This window comes from Nocardiopsis ganjiahuensis DSM 45031 (assembly GCF_000341085.1).
Classification (GTDB): domain Bacteria; phylum Actinomycetota; class Actinomycetes; order Streptosporangiales; family Streptosporangiaceae; genus Nocardiopsis; species Nocardiopsis ganjiahuensis.
In genome coordinates this window covers 67,204-87,187 of the sequence record NZ_ANBA01000016.1, presented here as the reverse complement: position 1 = coordinate 87,187, position 19,984 = coordinate 67,204, and the positions used below count along the sequence as shown (strand labels likewise).

The 19,984-nt window shown below is 70.4% G+C and carries 13 protein-coding genes; 4 read left to right on the top strand and 9 right to left on the bottom strand.

What is annotated here, in order from left to right; translation table 11 throughout:
- Positions 1-51: 51 nt before the first annotated feature.
- Positions 52-1,665 carry a hypothetical protein gene (locus tag D458_RS0122990; RefSeq protein WP_017589088.1) on the bottom strand — a complete coding sequence of 538 codons (1,614 nt, stop codon included), beginning with the start codon at positions 1,663-1,665 and terminating at the stop codon, positions 52-54.
- Positions 1,666-1,893: 228 nt separating this feature from the next.
- Positions 1,894-2,169, bottom strand: a complete 276-nt coding sequence (locus D458_RS0122985) for a hypothetical protein (protein WP_017589087.1) — start codon at positions 2,167-2,169, stop codon at positions 1,894-1,896.
- 579 nt (positions 2,170-2,748) lie between these two features.
- Here D458_RS0122985 and D458_RS0122980 point away from each other — a divergent pair.
- Positions 2,749-4,806, top strand: a complete 2,058-nt coding sequence (locus tag D458_RS0122980) for a SpoIIE family protein phosphatase (RefSeq protein ID WP_017589086.1) — start codon at positions 2,749-2,751, stop codon at positions 4,804-4,806.
- A 197-nt stretch (positions 4,807-5,003) separates the two neighbouring features.
- Complete coding sequence (locus D458_RS0122975) at positions 5,004-6,671, top strand: RNA polymerase sigma factor (protein WP_083936402.1); 1,668 nt, start codon at positions 5,004-5,006, stop codon at positions 6,669-6,671.
- Between the two features lie 348 nt (positions 6,672-7,019).
- On the opposite strand, the gene yaaA is transcribed toward D458_RS0122975, so the two are convergent.
- Positions 7,020-7,814, bottom strand: coding sequence for a peroxide stress protein YaaA (yaaA, locus tag D458_RS0122970; protein WP_017589084.1), 795 nt, complete (start codon positions 7,812-7,814; stop codon positions 7,020-7,022).
- Between the two features lie 104 nt (positions 7,815-7,918).
- On the opposite strand from yaaA, the gene D458_RS0122965 reads away from it, so the two are divergent.
- Positions 7,919-8,611, top strand: a complete 693-nt coding sequence (locus tag D458_RS0122965; RefSeq protein WP_017589083.1) for a GNAT family N-acetyltransferase — start codon at positions 7,919-7,921, stop codon at positions 8,609-8,611.
- Positions 8,612-8,719: 108 nt separating this feature from the next.
- Here D458_RS0122965 and D458_RS0122960 read toward each other — a convergent pair whose 3' ends face one another.
- Complete coding sequence (locus D458_RS0122960; protein ID WP_026119599.1) at positions 8,720-8,944, bottom strand: DUF7455 domain-containing protein; 225 nt, start codon at positions 8,942-8,944, stop codon at positions 8,720-8,722.
- Between the two features lie 495 nt (positions 8,945-9,439).
- Between D458_RS0122960 and D458_RS0122955 the strand changes: the two genes are divergently transcribed.
- Complete coding sequence (locus D458_RS0122955; RefSeq protein WP_017589081.1) at positions 9,440-11,545, top strand: DNA gyrase/topoisomerase IV subunit B; 2,106 nt, start codon at positions 9,440-9,442, stop codon at positions 11,543-11,545.
- Positions 11,546-11,624: 79 nt separating this feature from the next.
- Here the strand turns inward: D458_RS0122955 and D458_RS0122950 are convergent, their stop codons facing one another.
- From D458_RS0122950 to D458_RS0122930, 5 genes are all read right to left on the bottom strand, one after another.
- Positions 11,625-12,761, bottom strand: a complete 1,137-nt coding sequence (locus tag D458_RS0122950; RefSeq protein ID WP_017589080.1) for an L-cysteine desulfhydrase Cds1 — start codon at positions 12,759-12,761, stop codon at positions 11,625-11,627.
- 138 nt (positions 12,762-12,899) lie between these two features.
- A complete protein-coding gene (locus D458_RS0122945) occupies positions 12,900-13,226 on the bottom strand; it encodes a tetratricopeptide repeat protein (RefSeq protein ID WP_017589079.1) in 327 nt (108 codons plus the stop codon).
- A 165-nt stretch (positions 13,227-13,391) separates the two neighbouring features.
- Positions 13,392-13,922, bottom strand: a complete 531-nt coding sequence (locus tag D458_RS0122940) for a beta-class carbonic anhydrase (RefSeq protein WP_017589078.1) — start codon at positions 13,920-13,922, stop codon at positions 13,392-13,394.
- A gap of 88 nt (positions 13,923-14,010) precedes the next feature.
- On the bottom strand, positions 14,011-16,506 hold the full coding sequence (locus tag D458_RS0122935; protein ID WP_017589077.1) for a DNA gyrase/topoisomerase IV subunit A: 2,496 nt from the start codon (positions 16,504-16,506) through the stop codon (positions 14,011-14,013).
- Positions 16,507-16,742: 236 nt separating this feature from the next.
- Positions 16,743-19,685, bottom strand: a complete 2,943-nt coding sequence (locus tag D458_RS0122930) for a glycosyl hydrolase (protein WP_017589076.1) — start codon at positions 19,683-19,685, stop codon at positions 16,743-16,745.
- Between the last annotated feature and the right edge of the window lie 299 nt (positions 19,686-19,984).

The window sequence follows — 19,984 nt, the reverse complement described above, 5'->3', positions numbered from 1 at the left end:
TCGCCATCTCAGCGAGCAGGCCCGGACCCGGGGTTCTGCCGGGACCGGGGCCTACAGGGCGTCCAGGCGGCGGCGGAGGTCGCTCTCGCTGGTGGCGCTGAACAGGACCTCGGTGAGGGTGGCCAGGACCGTGGGGCGGTCCTGGCCGCGGTCGAGCATGCGGCGGGCCGCGGCCCAGAGGTTGGCGGGGCGGCCGTCCCAGAGGCGTTTGGCGAGGCGTTCGTGGCGGTCGAGTTCGCGTTCGCGCTCGGGGTCCAGGCCGGTGACCGGGCGGTACCAGCGGTCCTGGCCGGTGGAGTGGTGGCGGCCGCTGTGCGGGGTGGCGGCGTCGTACTCGCCGTAGTGGTCCAGCCGCAGCAGGGCCCGGCGGCCCTTCGAGGTGTCCGGGGCGAACTCCTCCGGTGCGCCCGTGACGATCTCGCTGGCCAGCAGGGGGAACGCGAACATCCGCCGGGCCAGGGACGCGAAGTCGCCGTCGGGCAGCAGGCGGCGTACCGCCTCCTGGCGCAGGCCGAGCGGGCGGGCCGGGTCGCGGTAGGTCTTCGCGAAGGCCGAGGTGGTCTCCCAGACCGCGTCCAGGGTCGCGCCGACGGCCACTTCGGGGAGCTGGGTACGGGCGCCGGCCCAGCGGACCCAGGCGGCGAGGACGTGCGGCATCGCCTCCTGCTCCTCGGGCAGCAGCACCACCCGGCCGGGGAGCCAGTGCAGCAGGAACGACTCCACCTTGCGCGGGCTCACCCGGAGCGGTCGACCGGAGTCCACGTCGCAGCCGTGCGCGATGATGTGGTCCGCGCACCGGCTCGCCGCGTAGGAGTCGGAGAGTTCGGCGGCCTGGTCCGAGGAGAGGAAGCGGGCGGCGAGGACGGCGCGCCGGTCGCGCCGCCACACCGGGACCGGCGAGGCGGGCACGCCCTCGGGCGGGTGGGGGAGCCGCTGGACCCGGGAGGCGGCCAACGCGAAGTGCGCCGCCAGTGAACCCCCGGTCAGATCGGCGGAGGAGACCCCCACCGGTTCCACCGCGGGTCCTGCGGAGGGGTCGGCGGCGGCACCGGTCACGACCCGTTCGGTGCGTTCCAGCGCGCGGGAGAGCAGCGTCCGGGCCTCGCTCAGCTCCAGTTGGTCGAACCGGGCGAAGTCGTCGTTCGCGGCGCGTTCGCGGCACTTCTTGAGGAGCAGGTCGACCTTGGTGGTGACCCAGGTGTCGCGCAGCAGCCCGCCGCTGTTGTGGTCCAGGACCAGGATCAGCGCGTGTTCGGGCGGCAGCGCGCCGCTGCTGTCGGGCGCGTCCCGGCTGAAGACGCACACGACGTCGTCGATGTCACCGAACCGGTCGCCGCTGACGTACACGGACACCGGGGTCACCGCGCCCAGCTGGGACGCCCAGGCAGGGGCCTGCAGTCCCCGCTCGCGCAGGGCGATCATGCCCTGTTCGGCCAGTTCCCGCCGTGAGGCGGAGGTGCCGAGCGCCGTGATCGCGGCCAGTACGCCCAGCCCGGCCGGCTTCCCGGAGGCCGTGGCGTGCGTGATCAGCCCTTCTCCGAGCAGCCGCTCGACGTCCACCCCGGGCAGCCGTTCGCCCCACCAGGTGCCCAGAAGCTCACTGAAGGCCAGCTCGGCGTCGAGCGGGTGCCGCATGGCGAGCAGGGCTCTGGCCGCGCGCAGCATCTCCTCGAAGGCGGCGGCTGGAACGTCAGGGCCTGTGGGTGAGGGCGAAGGGGATGGCACGGTCTGAAGCGTATGCCAGTGGGAACCGGGTCCGCTCCCGCTTGTGGACAACCCGGCCGCGGTTCGCGGTCCGTGCCGGCGGCGGGCAGCACGCCAGCCGGACACGGCGCCCCTGGGCGTCCGCGTCCGGCTGGCGTGGTGACCGGCCCGGTCAGCGGGTCAGCGCGGTCAGGGAACCGCTCGGTGGCCGGTGAACAGCGTGGTTCCCGGACGGCGCGTGGCCTTCCTCGCGGTTGAGGGCGGCACGGAGTTCACCATGGCCTCGAGGTGCTCGCGGGCGACCCGCTCGACGAGGTGTGGTGTGACCGTGATGCCCAGGTGTTCGACGCAGTTCCAGGTATCGCTGACGCAGCGCTCGACGCAGCGGTGGGACAGCCCGCTGAACTCGTCGTGAAGCCTCGCCGAGATCTGTCTGAGATCCTGGACCGGGAAGGTCTGGAGCATTCTCGCTCACACCCCTAGCTGAAGATGGCCTGGACGGTGACCTCCACCCATTCCACTTGTTCTGGACGGACTGTCAACCCCTCTCGCGGCACGCTGTTGATAAAACCTGGGGGAGGGGCCGTTTACTCTGGTCACATCATCACCGCAGGTCAACAAGGCGAAAAGGACGTTTCGGACATATAACAGTCCCGTTTCGAAGAGTTCGCCGCAAACCGGCCATCCTTGCCCATCGTTGGGAATTATGGGAAAACACGCCCGCAAAACCCCCGGTCGGCTGTGCGCAGGGGGTCCTGTGGCCTAACATTTACCTTCCGCGTCCACGGTAGGCCCCCCTCCCCGGCAGCCGTTGCGTGTGAGCGGGTGTGTCTTATGCTTGAGCCGTGACAGCGGCCGAGAGGAGTCATGGAGCGTGACTCCTGGGAGCCGCGGAGCCCCCGGCCGGAATCGGCGCCGCGCACCCCGCGCCCCAGCGCCGCCGCGAACGGGTGGCGGGCACAGTGCACAGGGGACCACGCGGTCCAGAAAAAGCCCCATCGAAACACGGCTGGGGAATCCCACGGTTCCGGAGGTGTCGAGCAGTTGAGCGCCGAGACGTCCATTCCCCCACCCCGGATCAGCGCGGCGGAACTGCCGGACGCGGTGAAATCCCTCCTCACCGAAGCGCCCATCGGATTCGCACTCCTGGGCCCGGACGACGTCTTCGTGTCGATCAACCCCCGGATGGCCACCGTCTTCGGCAGCACCCCCGCCCGCTGCCTGGGCCGCACGCCGACCGAGGCCCTGGAGGAGTCCGGCGACCCCGCCGGGGCCGTCGCCCACAGCACCTCGGTGGCCGGCGTGCGGGAGAGCGGCCACGCCGTGCGCGGCCGCCACCGGACCCCCTCCGAGCAGACCTGGGACCTGACCTGGTTCCCGGTCGACGACCCCGCCAACGGTGACCGGCACATCGCGCTCATCGCCGCCCGCGACCACGAGGACGGCGGCCCCCACCGCGGCGAACAGCGCCTGCGCGCCCTGCTCCAGGCGGGCAACCAGATCGTCTGGTCGGCCGGGCCCGGCGGCGACGTCCAGGAGGACTGCCCCCAGTGGCGGGCCATCACCGGCCAGGACCTGGACGCCTACCTCGGCCGGGGCTGGCTCGACGCCCTCCACCCCGACGACCGTCCCCGCGTCGAGCGCGCCTGGGACGACGCCGTCCTGGACGTCACACCCTTCGACGCCATGTTCCGCGTGCGCACCCGCGCGGGCGGCCACGGACACTACCGGGCCAGGGCCAATCCGATCACGGACGGCGCGGAGACCGCCGAATGGGTCGGAACCCTGGTCGACGTCACTACCGAGCGCGAGGCCGACGAACTGCGCCAACGCCTCAACCAGCAGCTCAGCGAGGCGGCCATGCGCACCGCCCGCCTGCAGAAGGCCACCTCCGACCTGGCCGAGGCGCTCACCGCCGACGAGGTCGTCCAGGCCATGTCCGAGATCGGTCGCTCCGGCGTGGGCGCCGACCACACCTCCGTGGCCCTCTTCGACCGGGACCGGCTGCGCCTGCGGATGCTCTCCGCGGACGGCTGCCTCGGCCTGCCCGAGCGGGGGTTCTCACTGGACTACCCCGACGTCGCGGCCCGTGCCGTGGCCGCCCGGGCGCCCCGGCTGGCCGCCAGCCCCGCCGAGCTGCGCGAACTCATGGAGAACGCGCCCGAGGTCGAGGCCCTGCTCGAGCTGACCGGGGAGCGCGCCTGGGTGGCGCTGCCCATGATGGCCGCGGGGCGGCCCATCGGGGCCCTGCGCTTCTCCTTCGACGCCCAGCGCGACGTCACCGACGAGGAGCGGGTCTTCCTGGAGGCGCTCGCCGGACAGTGCGCCCTGGCCATCGGCAGGGCCATCGTCTACGAGCGCGAACACGGCACCGCCGAGGAGCTCCAGCGCAGCCTGCTGCCCGAGGAGCTCCCCGAAGTGAGCGGGGTACGCCTGGCCGCCTACTACCGGTCGGGCTCACAACACGTGCAGGTGGGCGGCGACTGGTACGACGCCTTCCCCCTGCCCGACGGGCGGGTCGCCGGGGTCCTCGGCGACGTCATGGGCAAGGGCATCCCGGCCGCCGCGGGAATGAGTCGGATCCGCAACGCGTTGCGTGCACTGGCGTTCTCGATGCCCGAACCGGTCGATGTGTTGACCGGACTGGACCGCATGTTCACGGCCACAGAGGGAATGGATCAGGTGACAACGCTGGTCTACTTCGTTCTGGACCCGGTCACCGGACAACTCGACCTCAGCAACGCGGGCCACCTCCCGCCGCTCGTGGTCGCCGGCAACGCCGGGCCCTCGCTGCTCGACACCGACCCGGACACACCGCTCGGCGTCAGCTCTCCGAGGGGCCATCACAAATTCTTCGTCCAACCCGGTAACACTGTCGCCCTCTACTCCGATGGACTGGTTGAGAACCGCAAACGATCCGTCGACGCCGGTCTCAACGAGCTCGTCAGGGTGGCGTCGATGGCTCAGCCCGAGGTGGTGGGCGATCCACAGCAGATGCTGGAGTACCTTGTTGAGAGCATGCTCGAAGGGTATGAGCAGGACGATGATGTCACTCTGCTCGCCGTTCAGCTTCCGGTGATCGATTCCGTGTCGGAGCGGTAGACCGTACGAACAAGTCCATTGCCTTGCCTACAGTGAAGAAGCCGCCGCGCCCCGCGATGCGGAGGTGACCCCGGCTTCCCCGCCCAGTGGGGACGATCCCAGGCCGCAGGTGGGAGAGGGTGCAGTACCCGGTCCCGGCCGAAACCGGACCACCGGGTCCGATCAATTCTCGCCACACGTCCGTTCGAGAGGTGTTTGTGTCATCTGCCAGTTCGACTCGCTCGAAGCAGTCCGAGTCACTGCAAGAGCCCGTCATTCAGCAGCTGATCGAGCGTGGGCGGTCCCAGGGCTTTCTTGAGCCCGAGGACGTGCGCCGTGCCTTCGAAGAGGCCGAAATTCCGATGTCGCAGGCGCAGTCCGTGCTCCGAAGCCTCGCTAAGGAGGGCGTGACGGTACTGGTTCCGGAGTCGGCCTCCTCGCGGCGCAAGACCACGCGGCGCAAGCCGGCTGCCCCTCGGTCCAGCACCACCACCCGCTCGACCACGACCACGAGTCGGGCCGCCAAGCCCGCCCGTGCGGCGGCCGCCCAGGAACAGCCGGAGACGGTCACCGCCGTCGTCGACTCCTCCGAGGGCACCACCGCGAAGAAGCCCGCGGCCAAGAAGGCGGCGACCGCGAAGAAGGCGGCCGCCCCCAAGAAGACCGCGGCCAAGAAGACCACCGCCGCCGCCAAGGCCCCGGCCAAGAAGACGGCGACCAAGAAGACGGCGAAGAAGGACCTCGAGCTCGCCTCGGGGCCCGGTGAGTTCGTCGAGGAGGGTCTGGACGACGACCTCGAGCACACCGGCGCCGAGCTGGAACTGGTCGAGGACGCGGCGGACTCCGACAAGGAGACCAAGCCCGCCAAGCCCGAGACCGTCGGCGCTCCCGTGAAGCCGAGCAAGGACGACGACTCCTTCGTCCTGTACGACGATGACGACGACGCGCCCACCCCGCAGGTGGTCGCGGCCGGCGCCACCGCGGACCCGGTCAAGGACTACCTGAAGCAGATCGGCAAGGTCCCGCTCCTCAACGCCGAGCAGGAGGTCGAGCTCGCCAAGCGCATCGAGGCCGGCCTGTTCGCCGAGGAGAAGCTCTCGGAGGAGAACGACGTCCTCACCTTCGAGCTCCGTGACGAGCTCGAGTGGATCTCCGAGGACGGCGGCCGCGCCAAGAAGCACCTGCTCGAGGCCAACCTGCGTCTGGTCGTGTCCCTGGCCAAGCGCTACACCGGTCGCGGCATGCTGTTCCTGGACCTGATCCAGGAGGGCAACCTCGGTCTGATCCGCGCCGTGGAGAAGTTCGACTACACCAAGGGCTTCAAGTTCTCCACGTACGCCACGTGGTGGATCCGCCAGGCGATCACCCGGGCCATGGCCGACCAGGCCCGCACCATCCGTATCCCGGTGCACATGGTCGAGGTCATCAACAAGCTGGCCCGCGTCCAGCGCCAGATGCTCCAGGACCTGGGCCGCGAGCCCACCCCGGAGGAGCTGGCCAAGGAACTCGACATGACCCCGGAGAAGGTCGTCGAGGTGCAGAAGTACGGCCGCGAGCCGATCTCCCTGCACACCCCGCTGGGCGAGGACGGCGACAGCGAGTTCGGTGACCTCATCGAGGACTCCGAGGCGATCCAGCCGGGCGAGGCGGTCAGCTTCACGCTGCTCCAGGAGCAGCTGCACTCGGTGCTCGACACCCTGTCCGAGCGCGAGGCCGGCGTCGTTTCCATGCGCTTCGGTCTCACCGACGGCCAGCCGAAGACTTTAGACGAAATCGGTAAGGTCTACGGGGTCACCCGTGAGCGCATCCGGCAGATCGAGAGCAAGACGATGTCGAAGCTCCGTCACCCGTCGCGCTCCCAGGTGCTCCGCGACTACCTGGACTAGGACGTGTGCGGCGGGCCCCCGACGGTCCGCCGAGCACGACCGACACAGCCGGTCCGGGCGATGACCCAAGTCCCAGGCTGAGAAGACGAACAGGCGCGCTCTCCCGATGTGATCCGGGAGGGCGCGCCTGACGTCTGTGCCCCTGCATGCTCACGGGTGTGGCGACCCCCGCGTGTCCCTCGCATGACATCAGGCGCTTCACTGTCCCCGCACGGAGTCCGATCTCCATCCGATGACGACCATGCTGCCCCACGCACTGTAGGTGTGGCATAAAGGCGTTCCGGTCCGATTTCCCGCACGCTTCGTCCGCCTTGGTGCGGATTCGCTCCAGGGGTCTGCGGTCCGTGGTCAGTCGCGGACGACGACATCCATCGTGCGCGCCGTCCCCGGCTTCCCCGCTGGCTGCAGCTCGGCCGTGTGGCCCAGGTCGCGCAGCGCCGAGACCAGCTCCTGCGGGGTGCGGGCCCGGACGTCCTCGCCGACCAGGACACGGGCGATGTCACCCCGGGTGGCCTTGGCCATGTGGCTGACCACGGAGCGCTCGGCCACCCCGTCCACCTCGCGCTCGCGGAGCACGCGCACCGCCACGGTCCGCTCGGCCGCCGCCCCGGTGGGCCTGAAGGCCGCCGCGTAGGTCGAGGACCGGCAGTCCACCAGCAGGCTCCCCTCCGTGAGCTCCCCGAGCGGCCCGGCCATCGCCTTGCGCCAGTACGCGCCCAGGCCGCCCAGCGGCGGCAGCTTCACACCCATGGACAGGCGGTAGGGCGGCAGGCGGTCGGCGGGGCCCACCACGCCCCACAGGCCGGAGAACACCAGGACGCGCTCCCGGACCCGGGTGCCGTGCTCGGCGAGCAGCCCGGGCAGGCCGAGGCGGTCGTAGAGCACACCCGTGTACAGCTCGGCGGCGCGCAGCGTGGGCGCGGCGGCCAGGTCGAGGTTGCGCTTGAGGGCGTCGGTCTGGGACACGGAGAGCCCGAGCACCTCGCGTGCGGTGTCCTCGGGGCCCGAGCAGAGTTCGGTCAGCGTGGTCACGACCCGCTCCCGGTCCGGGGCCAGCTCCGGCAGGGTCAGCGCGCCCGGGTCCAGGCGGGGTCCCTCACCGGAGGTGGCCTTGCCCTCGGAGGGCGGGAGCAGGATGAACATGAACTCTCCAGGTCGCAGGTGTCACGGGGGCCGTGCCCATGTTAGGGCGTGTCCGGGCTGATAGGATGTGCCGCTTCCGGCAGCTGGACAGTGAGGAAGCGAACATGCACACATGGGCGGCACGGGTGTCCGGGGACTGGCCCGCGTTCCACACCGAGATCCGGAACGGGTGGCGGTTCGGGCTCGCGGGCGGGTTCACCAAACGGGCCAACTGCGCCCTGGTGGAGGACCTCGGAGCCGATGTCGCGGAGGTCACGCGGTTCTACCGCGAGCACGGCCTGCGCCCCTGCGTGCAGGTGTGGCCGGGGGAGGAGGCCGTGGACGCGCGGCTGGCCGAGCACGGTTACGCGGTGGTGGAGCCGACCCTGGTCCTGGCCCGGGAGCTCTCCGAGCGGCCTCGGGGACCGGAGCGGACCCGGATCTCGAGCACCCCGGCGGGGCGCTGGACGGAGCTCTTCGCGGAGACGGGTGTGTCCGCGGAGTGGGCCGAGGGGGTCGTGCGCATCCTGGGGCAGGTGAGCGCCGCCTACGGGGTCCACGAGGACGGTGACGGCCGGGGCTGCGCGGTGCTGGACGGCGAGTCGGTGGCGGTCTGCGCGATGGTCACCGCACGCGCCGCCCGCGGGCGCGGTGTGGCCGGGGCGATCCTCGCCGACCTGCTCGCCTGGGCGCACGACAAGGGCGCCCGCCGGGCCTACCTGTGTGTGGTGGCCGACAACGAACCCGCCCTCCGCCTGTACCGGGGTGCGGGGTTCGAGGAGGTCTCGCGCTACCACAACCGGGTGCTGGCCGACTGATCAGCCGGGCAGCGGACACCGGAACGCTCCCACGACGGACCGGCCGCACAACGAGGACGGCGGCCCCCGGAACCGGGGGCCGCCGTCGACGTTTCGGGGTCGTAGTGGCTAACGCTCTTCCGCGTCCTTCTTGCTCTCAGTGAGCTTGTCCGTCTCGTCCTGGATGTCCGAGGCGATCTTGCGGAGTGAGTCGTCGTGCTTGCGCATGTGGTGCGCGCAGAACAGGAGTTCGCCGCCGGAGTTAAGCAGCACCCGGACGTACGCCTGTGCACCACAGCGGTCGCAGCGGTCAGCAGCCGTCAGCGGCTGAGTGGGGGCAAGGGTTCCAGTCACTTCGCCATCCTCAATACTCGGCGTTAGTCACCTCTGACAACATCTAACCCGACCCAGACGTTCCCAACCAGGTCCCGTGTACGCCGACAGCGGAATCCGCCCGGTTCATGCCTGGGTGACACACTCTGGGGCCTTTCTCGTTGAACGCGGTTCCTCAACCTTGTTGTACCCCTTGAGGAGGCCCGGCTATCCCCGGAAAACGGGAGTATCCAGGTCGCATCCACCGGAGGTGGTAGTCTCGCGCGGGGCAGGCCCGTCCGACCCCCATGTCGGTCCGTACCGGCCTTCACGTCGCTCTGTGGAGCCCGTCACAGCGGCCCCGGCGACGACGCCGGAGACCCGCATCCGGGGGACACGACCCCGCCCAGACACAGCCGTGCCACGGCAAAGCCCTCGGCTCGCCGTAGCCTGGCCCCCTCAACAGTCGGTGCGGCGCGGTACAAAGGGCACGCACCGCACAGCCACGATGGCCCTCAAGACGCAGGAGATGTCCGAGTGACCGCCTTGACCGCAGCCGTCCACGATCCCGGGGACTACTCCGCCCGGCACCTGTCGGTCCTCGAGGGCCTCGAGGCGGTGCGCAAACGGCCGGGCATGTACATCGGGTCCACCGACAGCCGGGGCCTCACCCACTGCATGTGGGAGATCATCGACAACTCCGTCGACGAGGCCCTCGCCGGCTTCTGCGAACGCATCGACGTGACCCTGCACAGCGACGGGTCCGTCTCCGTCCACGACGACGGCCGCGGTATCCCCGTGGACAACGAACCCAAGTCCGGACTGTCCGGTGTCGAGCTGGTCATGACCAAGCTCCACGCGGGCGGCAAGTTCGGCTCCGGCTCCTACACCGCCTCCGGCGGCCTGCACGGTGTCGGCGCCTCCGTCGTCAACGCCCTGTCCGCCCGGGTGGACGTGGAGGTCGACCTGCACGGTCACACCCACGCCATAAGCTTCCGCCGCGGCATCGCCGGACGCTTCGCCGGCGCGGGCCCCGACGCCGAGTTCACCCCGGTCTCCGGCCTCGAGCAGACCCGCAAGATCGCCAAGAAGATCACCGGCACCCGCACCCGGTTCTGGCCGGACCTGCAGATCTTCCTCAAGGACGCGGAGATCACCCGCGACCACCTGCTCGACCGGGCCCGCCAGACCGCCTTCCTCGTCCCCGGGCTGACCATCGCGGTGCGCGACGAGCGCACCGAGGGCGAGCCCGCCTACGTCGAGGAGTTCCGCTACGACGGCGGGATCGGCGAGTTCTGCACCTTCCTGGCGCCGGACAACCCGGTCAGCGACGTCCTGCGCATCCAGGGGTCGGGCAACTTCACCGAGACCGTCCCGGTCCTGGACGAGTCCGGCCACATGGTCCCCGCCGACGTCGAGCGCCGCCTGGACGTGGACGTCGCCCTGCGCTGGGGCACCGGCTACGACACCACCGTGCGCTCCTTCGTCAACGTGATCGCCACCCCCAAGGGCGGCACCCACATCAACGGCTTCGAGCGCGCCCTGGTGCGGGTGATCAACGACCAGCTGCGGGCCACCAAGCTGCTCAAGAACAGCGACGACCCGGTCACCAAGGACGACACCCAGGAAGGGCTGACGGCGGTCGTCACCGTGCGCCTGCCCGAGCCCCAGTTCGAGGGGCAGACCAAGGAGATCCTCGGCACCTCCGCGGCCTCCCGGATCGTCTCCCAGGTGGTCGGCAAGGAACTGCGCGAGTTCCTCACCTCCACCAAGAAGGCGGAGAAGGCCAAGGCCCGCACCGTCATGGAGAAGGTCGTCGGCGCCGCCAAGGCCCGCCTGGCCGCCCGCCAGCAGCGCGAGACCCAGCGCCGCAAGAACGCCCTGGAGAGCTCGGCCCTGCCCGCGAAGCTGGTGGACTGCCGCAGCGAGGGGCTGGAGCACAGCGAGCTGTTCATCGTCGAGGGTGACTCCGCGCTGGGTACCGCCAAGCTCGCCCGCGACTCCGAGTTCCAGGCGCTGCTGCCCATCCGGGGCAAGATCCTCAACGTGCAGAAGTCCTCGGTCGCGGACATGCTCAAGAACGCCGAGTGCGCCGCGATCCTCCAGGTCATCGGTGCCGGTTCCGGGCGGACCTTCGACATCGACGCCGCCCGCTACGGCCGGGTCATCCTCATGGCCGACGCGGACGTCGACGGCGCCCACATCCGCTGTCTGCTGCTCACCCTCATCTACCGGTACATGCGGCCGATGCTGGAGGCCGGGCGGGTGTACGCGGCGGTGCCGCCGCTGCACCGGATCGAGCTGACCAACGTCCGGCGCAAGCGCGGCGCCAAGCCCGAGGACCGCTACATCTACACCTACTCCGACGCGGAGCTGTCGCGGACCCTGCTGGACCTGGAGAAGCGCAAGGTCTCCTGGAAGGAGCCGGTGCAGCGGTACAAGGGTCTGGGCGAGATGGACGCCGACCAGCTCGCGGAGACCACCATGGACCCGCGCCACCGCACCCTGCGCCGGATCCGGGTGGAGCAGGCCGAGGAGGCCGCCTCCGTGTTCAACCTGCTGATGGGCAACGAGGTGGCCCCGCGCCGCAAGTTCATCCAGGAGGGCGCCCAGGAGCTGGACCTGGAGCGCATCGACGCCTGAGCCCCGCGCAGGCGAAGGGGCCCGCACCGACCGTCTGAACTCTCAGCCGTCGGTACGGGCCCCTTCCCGTGTCCGCCGGTCACGGGGTCCGCGGCGGCTCCCAGACCCCGTCGGCGAAGAAGCGGTCGATGGCGGCCCGGTAGGGGGTGGGGTCCAGCCCCCGCTCCGACACCCAGGCGTCGTTGTAGTAGCTGTGCTGGTACCGTTCGCCGCCGTCGCAGATCAGGGTGACCACACTGCCCTTGCGGCCCTCACGGAGCATCCTGGCGACCAGGTGCCACACGCCCCACAGGTTGGTGCCGGTCGACCCGCCCGCGGCCCGGCCGGTGAGGTCGTGCAGGTGGCGCATCGCGGCGATGCTCGCGGCGTCGGGCACCGGCATCATCAGGTCGATCACCGACGGCACGAAGCTCGGCTCCATCCGGGGGCGGCCGATGCCCTCGATCCGGGAGGGCATGCCGGTGGCGTAGTCGGCGGCGCCGGTCACCCAGCCGGGGAAGAACGCCGAGTTCTCGGGGTCCACCACGGCCAGGCGCGTGTGCAGGCGCCGGTAGCGCAGGTAGCGGCCGATGGTCGCCGAGGTGCCGCCCGTGCCCGCGCCCACCACGATCCAGTCCGGGCAGGGGTGGCGCTCCATGGCGAGCTGCTCGAAGATCGACTCGGCGATGTTGTTGTTGCCCCGCCAGTCCGTGGCCCGCTCGGCGTAGGTGAACTGGTCCATGTAGTGGCCGTCGGTCTCCGCGGCCAGGCGCTCGGCCTCGCTGTACATCTCCGGCGGGTTGTCCACGAAGTGGCAGCGGCCGCCGTAGCGCTCGATGAGGGCGATCTTCTCCGGGCTGGTCCTACGCGGCACCACCGTGATGAAGTCCAGCCCGACCAGCTGGGCGAAGTAGGCCTCGGAGACCGCCGTGGAACCGGAGCTGGCCTCCACGATCGTGGTGCCCTCGGTGATCCACCCGTTGGCCAGCCCGTACAGGAACAACGACCGCGCCAGCCGGTGCTTCAGGCTGCCGGTGGGGTGCACCGACTCGTCCTTCAGGTACAGGTCGATGCCCCACTCCGGGGGCAGCGGGAACACGTGCAGGTGGGTGTCGGCCGAACGGGTGTCGTCCGCGATCACCTTGCGGACGGCCTCGTCCGCCCAGGAACGGGTGCTGTCGGAACACCGGTCGACCCACGGATCGTCCGGACCTGGTCTTTCTGGGGTGGGAGCCATGGTCAGCAGGGTATCCGTGTTTGCTGAAACCCATCCTGGCGGCGCTCTCGCGCTCTCGCGCTCTCGCGCCCTCACGCCCACGGACGCACGGAGAGCCGGACCCGAGGGGGGTCCGGCTCTCCGGTGTCCTGCGACCGGTCAGTCCAGGGAACCGCCGGACATCACCGAGTACATGCGCCGGTAGGTGGCCGCCTCCTCGTGGCGGCTCTGCCTCTCCAGCGTGCGTGCCAGGGCGATGTGCGCCCAGTTGTCCACCGGGTCCAGCTCGATCAGTTTGCGGAAGGTCGACTCGGCCTTGTTGAGCTGCGCGGAGTGGAAGTAGGCGCGTCCCAGCAGCTCCAGGAGGGAACGGCTGCCCGGCTCGCTCTCCACGACGGGTTCGAGGGTGCGGGCGGCGTAGATCGGGTCGCCCAGCTCCAAGAACAGGCGGGCGCGGTTGAAGGTGTCGTAGGTGCTCTCTTCCACGGTGCTCCTCTCAACGGTGTCACACCGTCCCGGGTCACAACGGCCACGGGGGTGACCGCATTCCCGGGGGTGGACGAGGCGGGTGCGGGGCCCGGGGGCGGGTGGTTCGACCACTCGTAGGAGTGATCCCCGCGCCGGGCCGCCGCGACACCTCGCGCGACCCGCTCAGAGGTCGACCGGGGTCACCCTGCCCGTGTCCACGTCGTAGATCGCCCCGGCCACCGGCAGGTCCTCGGGCAGCAGAGGATGGTGCCTGATGCGCTCCAGATCGTGCTTGAGCGCGCCCATCTGGTCGTTGTCGGTGTGGAACTCCAGGCTGCGGGTGTCCACCCCGTGCTCGTTCAGGATGAGGTCGTGCACGACGTCGTCGTTCTCCACCGACGCCATCTTGCAGCGGGTGTGCGGCAGGATCAGCACGCGCTCCACCCCCAGCAGGTACACGGCCAGGACCAGGGTGCGCAGGGTGTCGTCGGTGACCCGGGCCCCCGCGTTGCGCAGGATCTTCGCGTCGCCCGGCTTCAGACCGAGCATGTCCAGCGGCTCGATCCTGGAGTCCATGCACGTCACCAGGGCCAGGCCGCGTGCGGCCAGCGGTTCGAGGCCGTCCAGTGAGAAGTCCGCGGCGTACTCGGCGTTGGCTTCGAACACGTCGTCGAAGGACCCGGGGGGAGGGGTGGCGTCGGTGCTAGCGCTCACGTGTCGTTACTCCCTATGTCTTTTGGGTGCGCGGCGATGCCGTGCACACAGGTAACCACACCCGTGTGCACGGCAGAGGGCGCGAAACTCAGGTGTTCGCCCCGGGCGCGGTGATCCCGGAGTCGGTCTGTCCGCTGCCGACCGTGGCGATGGCACTGGTCAGGGCCTCGCCCGAACCGTCCCTGCGCTCGGTCAGGTCGGGCAGCCGTACCGGCTTGCCGTCGGCCCGGGAGGCGCGGGCGGGCGCGCGGCCCACCCAGGCGAACAGCAGAGTGTCCTCGCCCTTCAGATAGCGGTGGCAGCGTACACCGCCGGTGGCCCGGCCCTTCGCCGGGTAGGACTCGACCGGGGTGACCTTGGCCGATCCGGCCTGGGTGCCCTCCAGGGCGCTGCTGCTGCCGGACACGGTCACCACGACCGAGTCCTCGGGGCTGGAGATCGCGCCGAACCACAGCACGCGGGCCTCGTCGGACAGGCGCACGCCCGCCACACCGGCGGCCTGGCGGCCCTGCGGCCGGGCGGTGGTGGCGGAGAAGCGCAGCAGCTGCGCCTCCGAGGTCACGAAGACCAGGTCCTCCTCGCCCGTGGAGAGCTGGGTGACGCCGATCACGCGGTCGTCGTCCTTGAGCGAGATGATCTCGAAGTCGTCCTTGTTGGGCGGGAAGTCCGGCGCGACGCGCTTGACCACACCGCCCACGGTGCCCACGGCGAAGCCGGGGCCGGAGGTGTTCATGGAGACCACCGACACGACCCGCTCGCCCTCGTCGAGCTGGATGAACTCGCCGACGTCCAGTCCGGCGGCCAGGGGAGGGCGTTCGGGCTCGCCCGCACCGTCCTCGGGGAGTTCGGGCAGTTCCACCACCGGAACGCGGATCATCCGGCCCAGGTCGGTGACGACGCCGATGTCCGAGCGCGAGGTGGTCGGGACCGACACCTCGATCGTGTCGTGCGGGGCGCGCAGGCCATCGTAGACGCGCGGAGGGGCGGCGCCCTTGGTCCGGGCGATACGGCCTTCGACACCGAAGAGCACGTGGCAGGGCTGGTCGGCCATCTCCAGCGGGATCACCGCGGCCCGGGCCGCGCCGTCGCTCTCCCGCAGCTGGGTGCGGCGGGGGGTCGCGAACTTCTTGGAGACCTCGTTGAGCTCCTTGGAGACCACCCGGCGCAGCTTCTTGTCCGAGTCCAGGATCGAGCTGAGCTCCTCGATCTCCTGGTTGAGCTTGTCCCGCTCGGTCTCCAGCTCCAGCCGGTCGAAGCGGGTGAGGCGGCGCAGCGGGGTGTCGAGGATGTAGCGCGCCTGGATCTCGGAGAGCTCGTAGGCGCCCATGAGGGACTCACGGGCCATGGCGGTGTCGTCGGCCTCGCGGATGAGCGCGATGACCCGGTCGATGTCGAGCAGGGCGACGAGCAGGCCGGCGACCAGGTGCAGGCGCTCCTGGCGCTTCTTGCGGCGGTGCTCGCTGCGTCGGCGGACCACGTCGAGACGGTGGTTGACGTAGACCTCGAGCAGCTCGCGCAGGCCCAGGGTCTGGGGCTGGCCCTCGACCAGGGCCACGTTGTTGATGCCGAAGGTCTCCTCCATCGGCGTGAGCCGGTAGAGCTCCTCCAGGACCGCCTCGGGGTTGAAGCCGTTCTTGAGCTCGATGACCAGGCGCAGACCCTGGTTGCGGTCGGTCAGGTCCTTCAGGTCCGAGATGCCCTGGAGCTTCTTGGACTGCACCAGCTCCTTGATGCGGCTGATGACCTTCTCCGGGCCGACACTGTAGGGCAGCTCGGTGATGACCAGGCCGGTGCGGCGCGCGGACACCTTCTCGATGGAGACGGTGGCGCGGGTCTTGAAGGTGCCGCGGCCCTTGCGGTAGGCGTCGCGGACACCGTCCAGGCCGACGATGCTGCCGCCGGTGGGCAGGTCGGGGCCGGGGACGAACTCGGTGAGCTCCTCCAGGGTGGCCTCGGGGTTGGCGATCAGGTGGCGGGCGGCCGCGATGACCTCGCCCAGGTTGTGCGGGGCCATGTTGGTGGCCATGCCCACGGCGATGCCGGAGGCGCCGTTGACCAGCAGGTTGGGGAAGGCCGCGGGAAGGACCTCGGGTTCGGTCTCCTGACCGTCGTAGTTGGGTTTGAAGTCGACGACGTCCTCGTCGATGGATGACACCAGCAGCTCGGCGGCACTGTCCAGACGGGCCTCGGTGTAACGCATGGCCGCGGGGGCGTCGTCGCCGCCCAGCGAACCGAAGTTGCCGTGGCCGTCGACCAGCGGCACGCGCATGGCGAAGGCCTGGCTCAGCCGGACGAGGGCGTCGTAGATGGCGGAGTCGCCGTGGGGGTGGAGCCGACCCATCACCTCCCCGACGACACGGGCGCACTTGACGTGCCCGCGGTCGGGCCGGAGGCCCATCTCGTTCATCTGGTACAGAATGCGCCGTTGGACCGGTTTCATGCCGTCGCGAGCGTCGGGCAGCGCGCGTTGGTAGATCACCGAGTACGCGTACTCCAGGAAGCTGCCGCGCATCTCCTCGGAGACGTCGATGTCGATGATCTTCTCGGCGAGATCCTCGGGGGGACGGGAAGTAGTACGGGCCATGTCCGTAATTCTGGCCTGTGCCAGAGACTGAAACGTACCGGGGCGCGTGGTTGGGCGTGTGTGAGTCGCGCGACTGGGGGGTTTTCGCCCATGCGAGAGACGGTTTCCGCCCATACGAAGAACGGTTTCCCGCCCCCGGCGAGCCGGGGGCGGGAAACCCGGGGGCAGGGGCGGGGCCACCGGTCGCCGGCGGTCCCGCCCCCTCACGTGCGGCCCCGCGCGGCGGGACCCGTTGCTCAGTCGGTGAAGGGAACGCCCAGGGTGGCGCCCTCCGGGCCGCCGACGCGCACTTCGGAGTCCTGGCCGCCGAGGGCGCTCCAGATCTCCACGCGTACCGATCCGCCGTCCAGATCCGCGAACGAACCCTCATGGGACGCCGGGCCCTGACCGTGGGTGTAGGTCTCCCAGCCGGAGACGTCGTCGGTGGCGAAGTAGTGGTACGTCTCCTCCCGGTCGTGCGTGCCGTCGCCGTCGAAGTCGTAGGAGACGCGTGCCTGGACGGCGTTGCCGATCCCGTCGCCGGAGTCCACCGGCAGGGCGAAGGAGGTGGAGCCACCGGTGAAGGAGCCGGTCAGGCCCTCCAGCTCGAGCACCACGCTGTCCGAGGGCGGGGTGCCGTCGTGGTTCCCACCGGCCGCGTTCGGCACCGTGATGCCGCTCTCGGTGCCGCCCGGGTCGGTGGAGAGCGCGGTGTCGGTCAGGTGGAGGGAGCCCTCGCCCACGTTGCCCTCGCCCGGACCGGGGTCGGGGTCGGGGTCCCCGCCGTCACCGGGGCCGCCGGGGTCGCCTCCGCCGCCCTCGCCCACGGTGGAGCCCAGCGCGCCGGGCTCGACCTGGAGCGTGGTGCCGTCGGAGAAGGTGACGGTGAGCGGCTCCGAACCCGGGTTGAAGGCCGTGTACGCGCGTTCGGTGCCGTTGTCGAACACGGCGTAGTGGGCGGTGTCAGCGGTCACGGAGACGTCCACGGTGCCGACCTCGGCGAGGGTGGAGACCCACTGGTAGGTGTGCGGCTTGGAGCCGCCCGCCTCGGGTTCGTAGGTGTCCCACTGCTCCTCGAACATCCGCAGGGCGTCCTCGCCGTCGGAGAGCGCGCGGTGCGCCCAGTGGATGTCCCGCCAGATGTCGGGCTCGCCGCCGAGCTTGTCCACGAGCGACTCGTAGATCACACCGGCGTGCTCGGGGTCGTGCCCCAGGTACAGCGAGCCCGCGGTGATGGGCAGGTAGTTGATGCCGTAGTGCTCCTCGGCACCGCCGTCCCACCAGATGCGGTAGTCGCCGCCGTCGCCCCAGACCATGCCGACGACGTCCTCGGGGTAGTCCTCGGGGAAGGTGTCCCCGCCCGCGTTCTGCCAGTAGCGGGCGATGGTGGAGGCCTGGGTGGTGTGCAGGTAGACGCCCAGGTCACGGAGTTCCTCGTCGCCGGTCATGGCGCCGAAGTGGGCGGTGGCGGCAGCGAAGTGCATCCCCTCGGAGGAGGACTCCTGGTTGTTGCCCGCGGCGAACCCGGCGTGGCCGGAGGCCCAGCCGTGTCCGGCGTAGGGGGAGAACGAGCGCAGGCGCGGGAACATGTCGCTGTCGGGGTCGGTCTCTGCCACGTCTCCGATGAGCAGGCGGATCATGCCGCCCCAGGCGTCCTCGTCGGCCCAGTCGCGGTCGTAGCGGGCGACAACGGCGGCGGCGGAGACGAAGTAGCCGTAGTGGAAGTCGTGGTCGTTGAGTTCGGTCGCGGCCCCGAAGCTGTCGGGGTAGCCGAGCATCGTGCCCCACTGCTCGTCGTAGTGGAACTGGCGGGTCCCGCCGGCGGTCAGCCAGTCCTCCAGGCGGCCCTGGACCAGCGCGAGGAGTTCGTCACGGGCCTCGGTGTGGCCGATGGAGTCGGCGATCGGGATGAGCTGCGCCAGGCGGCCCATGGCCTTGCCGTCCCAGTAGGTGTCGCCGGGCTCGGGGAAGAGCTCCTCCTCGGCGAGGACCTCGTCGATGAGCGCGGCCATCCGGTCGTGGTCGGCGCTGTCGACGGTGGGCAGGCTGGGCATGATGCCCTGGGTGGTGAGCTCGGTGGTGAAGGAGGCGCCCTCGGAGACCTTCATCTCGCCCCGGGGCGAGACGTAGGACAGGTCGGTGAGGCCGCCGGTGACGTTGGCCCACTGGTGCGGGTAGAGCGCGGTGAGGGTGCCGGTCTCGTCGCCCTCCTTGGCCTCGGTCTCCAGCTGGTAGGTGCTGGTGAGGGTGGCCGCGGACTCGTCGTAGTCGTACTCCACGAGGGAGCCGGTGACGAAGGAGTGGGCGTAGGGGGCGAAGGCGTCCAGGTCCTCGGGTGAGGGCAGGACGGCCACGGAGTAGTACCCGTCGTCCCCGGTGTCGGCGGTGAGCGTGTCACCGGACACGGTCCAGGGGGAGTCCGAGGGCGAGAACAGGGCGTAGTGCCTGCCGTTGACAGTGGCGCCGACGGTGGATCCGTCCTCGTGCCAGATGTCGGGGGAGCTCTCGAAGGTCACCTCGGCTCCGGCGCCGTCGGTCTCGGCGTAGGCGAAGGGGAGTCCCTGGCCGATGGTGACCCGCAGTTGCGCGCCGCCGCCCTCCCAGTGCGCGGTGACCGTCCAGTCGCCGCTGTCCGCGGTGCGGGTGTCGGGCGAGTCCAGCCCGGCGGCGCCGAGCGTGAGGTCGGAGACGGCGGTGTACTCGTACTTGAGGTCGTCGCCCACGAGCTGGTGGGAGTCGGGGTAGCCCATGTCGAGCCCGCCCTCGTGGGGCCGGTAGCTCAGGGGGTGGGCGAAGAGGTTCTCGCCGTGGGGGTTGTCGGGGTAGCGCTGGAAGATCAGCGAGGACCACCACTCGTTGGTGGGGGCCGGGCCGGTGTAGTCGTCGGTGACCTTGGGGGAGGTCGGTGCCCCGTTCAGGTCGGAGGGGCCGGAGGCGCCCGCGGGACGGGAGTCGGTGTAGCTGCCCGAGCCGACGGGCACCTCGGCCGCGCTGTCGGCGGAGGCCGGGGTGGCGTCGGTCCCGGCCCCGGCGACCGCCAGGGTCGCGCCGCCGACCACGAGGGCGGAGGCGGTGGCCAGCAGGCCCAGGGTGGTGCGGTTGCGCCCACGGGCGTGCCGGGGTCCGGTGGAACCGGGGAGGAGGGAACGTGGGGATCGGGGGACGGAGCCGTCGGGGGTGGGGCGGCTTCGTGCTGCCATCGGGTGCCTTTCGTGCTTCTCTCGGGAGAGCCCTCCCCTTTCGGGAGCGCTCCCATACGTGAACACATGAGCCCTTGCGGCGAGTGTTCAGATAACACCGCGTGAGCGCAATGCCATATGTGGGGAATGTTTCTATTCCGTTACCACTGTTGCCTTGGGAGGAGATGTGGGACCGGGTGCCGGTTCGTACGCGTGTTCCACAAGGGGCGGCCGGTGCCCACGAGGCCGCCGCACCGTCAGAGAGATCTTCCGTTTCGCCCCTGCGCTGGGCGGAAGAGCCTGTGGACGACCACACCGAT